The sequence below is a fragment of the Nitrospinota bacterium genome, assembly GCA_035528715.1.
Lineage (GTDB): Bacteria > JADFOP01 > JADFOP01 > DATKYB01 > DATKYB01 > DATKYB01.
On record DATKYB010000055.1, the window covers coordinates 1 to 11,457 of the forward strand.

At 37.3% G+C, this 11,457-nt stretch carries 12 protein-coding genes and 1 tRNA gene; 12 read left to right on the top strand and 1 reads right to left on the bottom strand.

From position 1 onward, the window contains the following. The coding region (locus VMW81_04540; protein HUU50204.1) for a WG repeat-containing protein at positions 1-319 on the top strand (319 nt) is incomplete at its 5' end. A 153-nt stretch (positions 320-472) separates the two neighbouring features. Here VMW81_04540 and VMW81_04545 read toward each other — a convergent pair. After that, positions 473-548: transfer RNA gene (locus VMW81_04545), tRNA-Ala, on the bottom strand. A 235-nt stretch (positions 549-783) separates the two neighbouring features. Between VMW81_04545 and VMW81_04550 the strand changes: the two genes are divergently transcribed. The 11 genes from VMW81_04550 to VMW81_04600 form a co-directional block, all read left to right on the top strand. Continuing rightward, positions 784-1,434 carry a bifunctional precorrin-2 dehydrogenase/sirohydrochlorin ferrochelatase gene (locus VMW81_04550; protein HUU50205.1) on the top strand — a complete coding sequence of 217 codons (651 nt, stop codon included), beginning with the start codon at positions 784-786 and terminating at the stop codon, positions 1,432-1,434. Positions 1,435-1,436: 2 nt separating this feature from the next. Continuing rightward, positions 1,437-2,261 (top strand): c-type cytochrome biogenesis protein CcsB, encoded by an 825-nt coding sequence (gene ccsB / locus VMW81_04555; GenBank protein HUU50206.1) that lies wholly within the window; start codon positions 1,437-1,439, stop codon positions 2,259-2,261. 7 nt (positions 2,262-2,268) lie between these two features. Beyond that, positions 2,269-3,537: a glutamyl-tRNA reductase gene (hemA, locus tag VMW81_04560; GenBank protein ID HUU50207.1), complete on the top strand. Its 1,269-nt coding sequence runs from the start codon at positions 2,269-2,271 to the stop codon at positions 3,535-3,537. Beyond that, positions 3,534-4,490: a hydroxymethylbilane synthase gene (gene hemC, locus VMW81_04565; protein ID HUU50208.1), complete on the top strand. Its 957-nt coding sequence runs from the start codon at positions 3,534-3,536 to the stop codon at positions 4,488-4,490. The genes hemA and hemC overlap by 4 nt, the downstream gene beginning before the upstream one ends. 33 nt (positions 4,491-4,523) lie before the next feature. Next, positions 4,524-6,044, top strand: coding sequence for a uroporphyrinogen-III C-methyltransferase (gene cobA, locus VMW81_04570; protein HUU50209.1), 1,521 nt, complete (start codon positions 4,524-4,526; stop codon positions 6,042-6,044). A 25-nt stretch (positions 6,045-6,069) separates the two neighbouring features. Further along, on the top strand, positions 6,070-7,050 hold the full coding sequence (gene hemB, locus VMW81_04575) for a porphobilinogen synthase (GenBank protein HUU50210.1): 981 nt from the start codon (positions 6,070-6,072) through the stop codon (positions 7,048-7,050). Next, positions 7,047-7,982, top strand: coding sequence for a PfkB family carbohydrate kinase (locus VMW81_04580; protein HUU50211.1), 936 nt, complete (start codon positions 7,047-7,049; stop codon positions 7,980-7,982). Before hemB ends, VMW81_04580 begins: the two co-directional genes overlap by 4 nt. A gap of 76 nt (positions 7,983-8,058) precedes the next feature. Further along, positions 8,059-8,616 carry a 16S rRNA (guanine(966)-N(2))-methyltransferase RsmD gene (gene rsmD, locus VMW81_04585; protein ID HUU50212.1) on the top strand — a complete coding sequence of 186 codons (558 nt, stop codon included), beginning with the start codon at positions 8,059-8,061 and terminating at the stop codon, positions 8,614-8,616. A 5-nt stretch (positions 8,617-8,621) separates the two neighbouring features. Further along, on the top strand, positions 8,622-9,692 hold the full coding sequence (mnmA, locus tag VMW81_04590) for a tRNA 2-thiouridine(34) synthase MnmA (protein ID HUU50213.1): 1,071 nt from the start codon (positions 8,622-8,624) through the stop codon (positions 9,690-9,692). A gap of 311 nt (positions 9,693-10,003) precedes the next feature. Continuing rightward, positions 10,004-10,795, top strand: coding sequence for a phosphoribosylaminoimidazolesuccinocarboxamide synthase (locus tag VMW81_04595; GenBank protein HUU50214.1), 792 nt, complete (start codon positions 10,004-10,006; stop codon positions 10,793-10,795). A gap of 266 nt (positions 10,796-11,061) precedes the next feature. Next, the coding region (locus VMW81_04600; GenBank protein HUU50215.1) for an aldehyde ferredoxin oxidoreductase N-terminal domain-containing protein at positions 11,062-11,457 on the top strand (396 nt) is incomplete at its 3' end.

The window sequence follows — 11,457 nt, forward strand, 5'->3', positions numbered from 1 at the left end:
AGGTCTGGCCGCTGTGTATTTAAAAGAGAAGCAGAAATGGGGATATATCGACAAGACAGGAAAGATCGTGATTAAACCGGAGTTTTATCGTGTTTGGCCATTTTCTGATGGACTGGCTGCTGTGTATGTTAAAGAGAAAGAGAAGTGGGGATATATCGACAAGACCGGAAAGGTTGTAATCGAGCCTAAGTTCGATTGGGCATCCAGATTTTCAGAAGGTCTGGCTAGGGTAGGGGTTGGAAAAAAGTTTAGGAATATCAAGTCTTTTAAGTTAGACTTGTCATCTAACTTTCCGAAGAATGACAGGAATAAAAGTTGACGTAAAAAAAACTTTTAGAAAGTAATATAATTCTACACGCACAATCATTTCGTTTGTAGGTGGATTAAGAGATAAGTTTCGTCTTTCCGTCCGCCCAATAAAAAACTATATAATTTGAAAAAGGAGAATTTTTTTATAAGATATTGAAAAGTTTGGTGGAGCAGAGCGGGATCGAACCGCTGACCTCATCCGTGCGAGGGATGCGCTCTCCCAACTGAGCTACTGCCCCTTTTGATCTCATTGTTTATTCATTATTTTAAGTCATATTAAAGTTATTTTTCAATATAAATCTTGATTTTCTATTCTGCACCTTAAATCTTCTTTCATATAATCATTTAAAGTAAACAATTCCTCTCTTTATTCTCGTCTTTTGTTCGTGCAACTATCCTTAAGTAATATTGACAAAATAGGCTATCTCTGTTAATAATCAAAAATTAAACTATTCTTTAATTTAGGGAGATTTTGTGAGCTATTATTATCCTATATATCTCGATATAGAGAAAAGAAAATGCATTGTGGTTGGCGGAGGAGAGGTTGCAGAGAGAAAGGTCAATCTTCTGTTGAAAAAGGGGGCAAATATAACGATTATCAGCCCAGATCTTACAGATAATCTTCACTCTCTTGCAGAAGAGCATAAAATAACTCATATTAAAGACAAATTTCATGAACGATACTTGGAGAAGGCTCAGCTCATCATTGGGGCTACAAATGATAACAGGGTTAACAAAGAAGTTTATAATGCAGCAAAAAAGAGGAATATCCTGGTTAATATCGTTGATTCTCCTAAATATTGCAACTTTATCGTGCCTTCAGTAGTAGAGAGGGGCGATTTGATTATTAGCATTTCTACTAGCGGCAGGAGCCCTGCTCTTTCAAAGAAGATCAGAAAAGAACTAGAGCAGAAATATGGAGAAGAGTATTCTCAATTTTTATCGATAATGGGAAGGATAAGAGAAGAATTACTCTTAAAGGTAAAAGACCAGAAGAAAAGAGAGAAGATATTTGATAGTCTTGTCAATTCAGATATTATTGACCTTATAAAACAGGGAAAAGAAGAAAAGATCAATTCACTGATTGATAATTTGATCGAAAAGATTAATCATCAGAAAGAATAGATATGTTTTATAATATTAATATCATGCTTTTTATTGTAACCATAATCTTTTATTTTGCTGGAGCCTTATTATATATCTCTTTTTTCTTATCAAGGAAAGAATCCATATTTAGTATTGCCAGATATATTATCATTTTAAGTTTTATTTTTCATACGGCTACATTATTAGCCCGATACATAGAATCAGGGTATCTTCCATTAACAAGCCTTTTTGAAGCCATTCTCTTTTTTACATGGTTGATTGTACTTTTATTTGTGATAGTAGAAAAAAGATATGAATTGCGTGTACTCGGCGTCTTTATTATTCCCTTAACCTTTTTAACACTATCATATGCTCTTATCCTGCCAAAAGATATTAGTCCCTTAAACCCCATTTTAAAGAGTGCTTGGCTCGGGATTCATGTAACCCTTATTCTTCTTGGCAATGCTGCGTTTGCCATTGCATTTGGTTTAGGCATAATGTATTTGCTCCAGGAAAGGCAATTAAAATCGAGAAGACAGGGCCTTTTTTATTATAGGCTCCCCTCCCTTGAAATCCTTGATGATCTGGGCTATAAGGCTTTATCTTTCGGCTTTCCCTTTCTCACCTTAGGAATTATAACCGGCTCAATCTGGGCGAAGTATGCTTGGGGTTCTTACTGGAACTGGGATCCAAAACTTGTGTGGTCCTTGATTACATGGCTCATATATGCCGCGCTTTTGCACGGTCGTCTGACCGTTGGCTGGAGGGGACGAAAGGCCGCTTTTATTTCCATCATAGGTTTTTTGTGTGTGGTTTTCACCTTTGTCGGTGTGAACTTTTTATTAAAAACTGAACATTTGTTTTAAGAAGTTTATGTCAATTATTGTCGTAGGATTGAATTATAGAAATACACCTATAGAGATCAGGGAGAAACTCTATTTTTCAGAAAAGAATCTTTCTGAACCCTTAGATGCATTGGGAAACGTTTATGGGATCAAAGAGAGAGTCATCCTTTCTACATGCAATCGAGTGGAGATCTATGCTAAGGGAGGAGATATATCTCAATCATTCGAAAAGATAAAGAAGTTTTTATCCGATCATCACAAATTTCCTCTTAAGGATTTAGAAAAGCATCTCTACTGTTATTTCGATAAAGAAGCTATCTGTCATCTTTTCAGGGTTGCTTCTGGACTGGACGCAATGGTTGTAGGTGAGCCTCAAGTTTTGGGCCAGGTAAAATCAGCATACGCCATAGCAAAGGGATGTAATGCCTGTGGTTTTGTGTTAGGCAACTTTTTTGAAAAGGCCTTTTCTGTAGCGAAAAAGATAAGAAGTAATACCGGAATTGGAAGCAGTGCGGTATGTGTAAGTTATGCTGCTGTGGAGCTGGCCAAGAAGATTTTTGAGGATCTAAATGATAAGTCTGTTATGCTGATTGGTGCTGGAGAGATGTCAGAGCAGGCTGCTAGATACCTTGTTTCCAGCGGAACAAAGCTTGTGTTTGTTACAAACCGGACCTTTTCCAGGGCAAAAAGACTGGCAGAGGAGCTAAATGGAGAGGCCGTACACTTTGAATTTTTTCCAAAGCACCTTATCCTTTCAGATATTATTATCTGCTCCACTGGTGCTCCCCATTATATAATCAAGAAAGAACAGGTTCAGGATGTGCTTAATCAAAGAAGAAATAAGCCCATGTTCTTTATTGATATCAGTGTTCCAAGGAATATAGACCCTGAAGTCAATAAATTAAGCAACGTATACCTCTATGATATTGATGACCTAAAGAATGTTGTTGAGGCCAATATCAGGGAAAGGGAAAAGGAGGCAGAAAAGGCTGAAGAGATGATTGTGAAGGAGATAAAGAGCTTTCTAGGGTGGCTGGAAAGCCTCGAATCAAAACCGACCATTCTTACCTTAAAACAAAAGGCGGAAGAGATTCGCCAGCAGGAGCTAAAAGAGGCGTATTCAAAGCTGGGAAAAATCTCTGAAAAGGAGAAAAAGATATTAGATTCCCTGACACAGGCCCTTGTAAATAAGATGCTACACAATCCGATTGTATCTTTAAAGAAAAGAGGAGTTTCGGATAACGGAGAAGAGTATATAAAGGTTACAAGAAAGCTGTTCAAGCTTGATGATGAATGATGAAAAATCTACGTATAGGTACGCGAGGAAGTAAATTAGCTCTGTGGCAGGCAAACTGGGTCAAGAGGGAAATCAACAGGTATGATCCAGATATATCCATCTCTCTTGTCAAGATAAAGACAACTGGTGACAAAATTCTTGATTCTCCTCTTGCAAAGATTGGCGGTAAAGGGCTTTTTGTAAAGGAGATTGAAGAAGCGCTGTTACGAGAGGAGATAGATATAGCAGTTCACAGCATGAAGGACGTTCCTGCAGAGCTTCCAGAAGGTTTAATTATAGGGGTAGTAACCAAAAGAGAAGACCCAAGGGATGTATTGATATCAAGAAGTGGGGAGTCTCTTTCAGAACTCAAAATAGGGGCAAAGATTGGTACAACAAGCCTGAGAAGAAAGGCACAGCTTTTAAACCTAAGGCCCGATTTTGAGATATTTCCTTTAAGGGGGAATCTCGATACAAGGATAAGGAAGATATATACTGAGGGCCTAGATGCCATCATAGTTGCGGCTGCCGGGGTTAAGAGGCTTCTTCTTGATAAAAATATTACAGAGTATATTGAGCCTGAAGTATCGTTGCCAGCTATTGGTCAAGGAGCATTGGCAATTGAGATAAGAAAGTACGATGTTGAGACAGAGAATATCATTAAGAAGCTAGATCACCTTGAAACCAGAATTGCTGTATATTCTGAAAGGGCATTTTCAAAGAGACTGGGAGGAGGATGTCAGACGCCGGTTGCTGCGCATGGGAAAGTAGAGAATAGCAATATAATTCTTCATGGTATGATAGCAGATGTGGATGGATCGGAGCTTATAAAAGACAAGATTAGCGGAAACAAAGAAGAATATGAGAAATTGGGGTTAGAATTAGCAGAGCGTATGTTAAAAAATGGTGGATCAAGGATACTGGAAAAGATTCTTGGCTCTAGTAATAGAGACAAGCCTTCGTCACTATTGTAAAAAACAATTTTTGTATGAGATGAGGAGCAAGGCGTGAAGAAGGGAAAGGTTTTTCTTGTTGGTGCAGGCCCTGGTGACCCCGGGCTCTTTTCCTTAAAAGGCTTAGAAGCTTTAAAGAATGCTGATGTGATTGTCTATGATTATCTGGCCAACCGTTCTCTTTTAAAGTATGCAAAAGAGGACGTTGAGATTATCTATGTTGGTAAAAAAGGAGGAGACCACACACTTCCCCAATCAAAAATTAATCAACTAATCATAGAAAAGGCCCTTGAGGGGAAGAATGTTGTTAGACTCAAAGGAGGAGATCCTTTTATCTTTGGAAGGGGAGGGGAAGAGGCGCAGGAGATTATTAGGAAAGGAATCACTTTTGAAATCATACCTGGCATCACATCTGCGATAGCTGTTCCTGCATATGCAGGGATTCCACTTACCCATAGAAAATATACACAAACTGTGGCTTTTATAACAGGTCATGAAGACCCTGCTAAAAAAGACTCTGGGATTGAATGGAAAAAGATAGCCACAGGCATAGGTACACTCGTCTTTTTAATGGGTGTAGGCAATCTCAGAAATATTGTTGATAAGTTGATTGAGAATGGAAGAAGCCCTTGCACACCTGTAGCAGTAATTCGTTGGGGTACAACACCAAAGCAAAGAACTGTAACAGGTACTTTAGAAAATATTGTTTCTGAGGTGGAAAAGTCTGATTTAAAACCCCCATCAATCATTGTTGTGGGTGATGTTGTAGGACTTAGAGAAGAGCTTCGTTGGTTTGAGAACAGACCACTCTTTGGAAAGAGGGTTATTGTTACAAGATCAAGGGAGCAGGCAAGCAAATTATCACGGCTTCTTGAAGAATACGGTGCTGAGGTAATTGAATTTCCAACAATAAAAATTGTGCCCCCAAAGAGCTTTGATGAGCTCGACAATGCTATTGATAATATCTCAAGATATAACTGGGTTATTTTTACTAGTGTAAATGGTGTTAAATACTTTCTTGAAAGACTAGGTGTAAAGAATAAGGATATTAGAGAACTGAAAGGGATCAAGATTGCTACGATTGGTCCTGCTACTGCTGGTGAGCTTAAAAGGCTTGGTATTATCGTGGATCTGATACCTGATGAGTATAGGGCAGAGGCTCTCGTAAGCTTCTTCGAGAAGGGAGGCGCAAGTGGCTTAAAAATTCTGATCCCAAGAGCCAGGTTTGCAAGGGAGATACTTCCTGATAAACTAAGAGAGATAGGAGCAGAAGTAGATGTGGTTCCAGCCTATGAGACTGTTAAGCCTGAAGAAAATGTTGAAAAGATTGTGAAATTACTAAAGGATGAAAACATAGATCTGATCACCTTTACAAGCTCATCAACGGTCATCAATTTTGTTAATTTCTTTAAGAAAGAAGAGATAAAGGAGCTTTTAAAGGGTGTGAAGATAGCCAGCATCGGTCCTATAACAGCAAAAAAGGCAGAGGAGTTTTCACTTACTTCTCATATTATTCCAGAAAAATTTACCATTGAATCACTTGTTGAATCTATTGTAGAATACTTTCAAGATTAGATAAATCCTTTAATGGAGGATAGGAGTGTATTTTCCAAAATATAGGCCAAGGAGATTGAGAAAGAGAGAAGAATTAAGAGGGATGATTAGAGAGACTTCCCTTTCAGTAAAAGATCTAATCTATCCCATGTTTGTCATACATGGAAAGGGAATAAAAAGAGAAATAAGTTCGATGCCAGGTATTTACCAGATGTCGACTGAACATCTTTTAAAGGAAGTTAAAGAAATCTACAAATTGGGGATAAGAGGAATTATTCTCTTTGGTATACCAGAGAAAAAGGATGCAATTGCATCTGAGGCATATAATGATGACGGAGTAGTGCAAAATGCCATAAGATCTATAAGAAAAGATGTGCCAGATATGGTTGTGATTACAGATGTCTGTCTTTGCGAATATACAGACCATGGGCATTGTGGCATTGTTCAGGATGGAGTTATCTTGAATGATCCTACTCTGGAGCTTTTGGCAAAGACGGCTCTGTCCCATGCAAAGGCAGGAGTTGATATAGTTGCCCCTTCAGATATGATGGATGGAAGGGTGGCAGCTATACGGAAAGTATTGGACAATAATCAATATCAGGATATACCGATACTTTCCTATGCAGTTAAGTATGCCTCAGGGTTTTATGGACCTTTTAGAGAGGCTGCTGAATCAGCACCAAAGTTTGGGAATAGAAAGTCATATCAAATGGACCCGGCAAACTCTCTTGAGGCTGTCCGCGAGGCACGTCTCGATATTGAAGAGGGGGCTGACATCATTATGGTAAAGCCGGCACTAGCCTATCTAGATATTATCTGTCGTTTAAAAAAGGAGTTTGACCTTCCTGTTGCTGCATATAATGTGAGCGGCGAGTATTCTATGATTAAGGCGGCTTCGCAAAAAGGGTGGCTTGATGAAGAAAGAATTATGATAGAGGTTCTTTTGAGCATTAAAAGAGCTGGTGCAGATATGATCCTGACCTATTTTGCCAAAGATGTGGCTAAACTATTGGGAGAAAAGGAATGAACCTTTTGGTGGTGGGATCTATAGCCCTTGATACAGTCAAGACACCGTTTGATAAGGCAGAAGATGTTCTGGGAGGCTCTGCAACCTTTTTTTCAATCTCTGCGAGTTACTTTGCTAACGTCTATTTAGTTGGGGTTATCGGTGAAGATTTTCCGGATGAGGGGCTTGAAATCTTTAAGAGACATTCCATAGATATTAGGGGTATTGAAAAAAGAAAAGGAAAGACCTTTCGATGGAAGGGGGAATATGGTTATGACCTTAACTGGGCAAAAACTATTGATACCCAATTAAATGTCTTTAAGGATTTCAACCCAAAGATTCCAGAAGAATATAAAAACTGTGAATATGTATTTCTTGCAAATATCGACCCAAGTCTTCAGCTAAAGGTTCTTGAGCAGATTAAGAAGCCGAAACTGGTTGCGTGTGATACCATGAACTTTTGGATAGAGGGGAAATTAAAGGAACTGAAAAAGGTTTTACGAAAAATTGATATTCTTCTTATTAATGATTCAGAGGCTAGAGAGCTTGCAAAAGAGCATAATATTACTAAAGCAGCTAAGAAGATTCTTTCCTGGGGTCCAAGAAATCTTGTTATCAAAAGGGGAGAATATGGGGCTTTAATGTATTCTGATTATGAAACCTTTGCAGCTCCAGCCTATCCCTTGGATTCTGTTTATGACCCTACTGGTGCAGGAGATACCTTTGCTGGTGGATTCATGGGATATCTGGCTAATGTGAATAACTTTACAGAGTCAACGCTTAGACAGGCCATCATCTTTGGAAGTGTGATGGCATCGTTCAATGTAGAGGAATTCAGCCTTAACCGTATGCGTAATTTGAAGCATGCAGAGATTAAAGATAGATTTCATGAAATAAAAAGATTATCCCACTTCGATGACTTAGACCAAGAATTCTTTAATCACATTGTTTGATAATTGTTCAAAGATGATTTTTCTTCAATAAACTCTCCCATGTAGTGGTTTCTTTATAAATCTTTTTGGTGATACGATGAAGGTAATTTCTGGAAGGATAAAAGGACGGTCTTTAAAGACACTAAAAGGGCTTGATATCCGGCCTACACCTGATAAGGTCAAGGGAGCGCTTTTTAATATCATCGGGAGCTTTATTATTAACAAAAAATTTCTGGATCTCTTTGCAGGTACAGGAAATATAGGAATCGAGGCGCTAAGCAGGGGAGCAGAAGAAGTATTCTTTGTTGACAATGATAAGAGGTCTATTAAATTAATTAGAGAAAATCTTGAAAAATGCGGTATTTATAGGGGATTTAAGATTTTTTTGGAAGATGGCATAGACTTTATTCGCTCAAGAGAAAAAAAAGATGAATTTGATTTGATATTCTTAGACCCTCCTTATGGTTCTGATTTAGGAGGATTAGCATTGGAAGAGATTTCAAAGACAGATATCATAGAACGAGAAGGCTTAATTATCTATGAACATTTCCATAAATGTGAAGTGAATAGGAAGTATGGTCTTTTTAAGCTTTATAAACAAAAGAGGATGGGAGATACCTGTCTCTCCTTTTTTCATAAAGAGATAAAGGATTAATTTTTATGAAGCAAAAGGTTGTTGTAGCAATGAGCGGGGGAGTGGATAGCTCTACAACTGCTGCTTTACTCAAAGAAGACGGATATGATGTGATAGGGCTCGGTATGCAGATTTGGGATTTTTCGAAGACCGAAGAGGATGCTTTTGGTTCCTGCTGTTCTCCACGCGATGTGATTGATGCTCGAAAAGTTGCAGAACGATTAAATATCCCCTTTTATCTATTGAATTGTGAGAAGGAGTTTGAAAGAGAGGTTATAGACTATTTTGTTTCTGAGTATCTGATGGGAAGGACGCCTAATCCATGCATTCTATGCAATCAGAAGATAAAGTTTGATTATCTTTTAAAAAGGGCAAAAGAATTTGAAGCAGAAAAGATATCCACAGGCCACTATGCCTTTATAGAAAAGGATGAAAATGGGTATGTTTTAAAAAGGGGAAGGGACAGGAAAAAAGATCAGTCTTATTTTCTCTTTAATCTTTCGCAAAATCAGTTAAGCTCTATTATTCTCCCTCTTGGGAAATACACAAAAAAAGAGGTGAGAAAATTGGCTGATAAATTTGGAATTGGAGTTGCTGAAAAGATGGAGAGTCAGGAGATATGCTTTATCCCTGATAATAATTACCCTGAGTTTATTAAAAAAAGGCTTCCTCATAAAATGATACATGAAGGTGATATTATAACGAAAGACGGAAGGGTGCTGGGGAGGCATAAGGGCTTTCCTTTCTATACAATTGGTCAAAGAAGAGGGCTTGGTATAGGTTATACGAAGCCTCTTTATGTTGTGGACATTGATTTGAAAAAGAATCTTCTTATTGTAGGAGAAAGTGGAGATCTCTTTAGAAAAAAGCTTGTTGCTAAGGATGTAAACTGGAACATTCCTATAAAAGAAAGGGAGGAGATAGAGGCAGAGGTACAGATTCGATACCGCCACAGGCCTGCAAAGGCGAAGATTACCTCAAGAAAAGGGGGCTTGGCTGACGTTAGTTTTTTAACTGCCCAGAGAGCAGTTACACCAGGCCAAGCTGCTGTTTTTTATAAAGGGGATGTTGTGATTGGTGGAGGGTGGATAATTTAAAGATTTTTTCATCTTAAAAATGATGAAGGATATTGAAATTAATATATTTAATGCCTTTTAATAAGAAATAAAAAATAATTCAATAATAAATAATTATATAATTATTTTTAAAGTAAATTATTAAGTATTTTGTCTTTTTATTTCATAATAAGTGTTTATAGATATAGACTACTTATACTTAAATATTTTTTAATTTGTTTTGACAAAACGGTGTTGTAAAATAAAATAATCTTTAAATTTTGCCATAGATTTTACAAATATCGTTTCTTAGAATTCTAAATGTATTAACTTAAATTTGAAAGGAGTGTTCGATGCCAATTGATTTCAGTTCAATGAATAAAATTAATGAAGGAAAGACAAAGATAATTTACGAGAATCTAGAAGATCCTAAGACGGTTTATATGGTTTTTAAGGATGATATCACTGCTGGAGACGGTGCAAAACATGATATTATCAAAGGAAAAGCTTTGATTGACTGGCAGACTAACCGTGACATTTTTGAATATCTCAACAGAATGAATGTTCAGACCCATTATATTTCAAGCCTTGAAGAAAAGGTTTCCCTAGTGAAAAAACTGGATAGGAAAATCAATCTCGAAGTTGTTTCCAGAAGGGTTGCTGCTGGTTCTATATTAAAATGGGGTAATGTAGCTGAGGGGACAAGGTATGATTCAGTGATTACTCAATTTCATTACAAAGATGACCCTCTTCATGACCCAATGCTAGATGAGACCTATATAAATTATATTATAAAGGTAAAGGGGGGTACTGAGTATGCAAAGATGATGGAGCTTAATGATGAGGCGTTTAGCATACTTGAGAAGGCATTTGCCCCCTTTAATATTCAGCTTATTGATATGAAACTCGAGTATGGAATTATTGAAGGGGATGTTTACATCATAGACGAGATCACAGGAGGCTCTTTCAGGCTGTGGCCTTATGCCCGTAAAAATCCTGATCTTAGCAAAGAAAATGTATTATCCGAATTGAATTCTGAGGGAAGGCTTGATAAGGATACCTACAGAATGGGACAGGATATTGATAGGGTAAAATACAAATTTGAAGAGATTGCGAAAATAACAGCCAAATTCAAAGAAATATAAATAATTTAATAGTCTTGGCATTTTTATTATCATCTCTTGAATAATAGAAAATCAAAAAAGGTTGACAAAAAAAATAAAAAGTATATAACTTAAAAAGATATAAATAAAGACCAAACTTTCTTCTTTTGATTTTTTGATTTTTCCCCGAGATTTTCCATCTAATTTTTGAGAGAAGAGTAGTCAAAGAATCTAAAAAAGACTTGACAAGAAAGAATAAAATATACAAAAGAGATTATTTACTCATTTTTTCAAAGGAGGAAATTTAGATGAGTTATATGGGCAAGGTTTTGAGAATTAATCTCACTACAAAGGAAGTTAAGACTGAACCGCTGAATGAAAAAGATGCAAGAGATTATATGGGCGGGGCTGGCTTGGGGATGAAGCTCTACTATAATGAAAAGATCAAGCCTGGTATTGATCCCTTTAGCGAGGAAAATAAGATTGTGATGGCAACGGGTTTTTTGTGCGCGACGACATGCCCTGTAGCTTCGAGGTTAGCGTGTGTGACGAAGTCTCCTTTGAGCTTTGGTGTTACTTTCAGCAATGTGGGCGGGTTCTTTCCGGATGAGTTTAAAAAGACAGGATATGACGCTGTTATCATTGAAGGGAAGTCAGAAAAGCCTGTCTATGTTTACATAAAAGATGATAAGGTAAGTCTTAAA

Coding starts and splice junctions, on each gene's coding strand:
- VMW81_04595 (HUU50214.1), top strand. CDS start 10,004: ATGCCAATTGATTTCAGTTCAATGAATAAAATTAATGAAGGAAAGACA.
- ccsB (HUU50206.1), top strand. CDS start 1,437: ATGTTTTATAATATTAATATCATGCTTTTTATTGTAACCATAATCTTT.
- hemC (HUU50208.1), top strand. CDS start 3,534: ATGATGAAAAATCTACGTATAGGTACGCGAGGAAGTAAATTAGCTCTG.
- mnmA (HUU50213.1), top strand. CDS start 8,622: ATGAAGCAAAAGGTTGTTGTAGCAATGAGCGGGGGAGTGGATAGCTCT.
- rsmD (HUU50212.1), top strand. CDS start 8,059: ATGAAGGTAATTTCTGGAAGGATAAAAGGACGGTCTTTAAAGACACTA.
- VMW81_04580 (HUU50211.1), top strand. CDS start 7,047: ATGAACCTTTTGGTGGTGGGATCTATAGCCCTTGATACAGTCAAGACA.
- hemA (HUU50207.1), top strand. CDS start 2,269: ATGTCAATTATTGTCGTAGGATTGAATTATAGAAATACACCTATAGAG.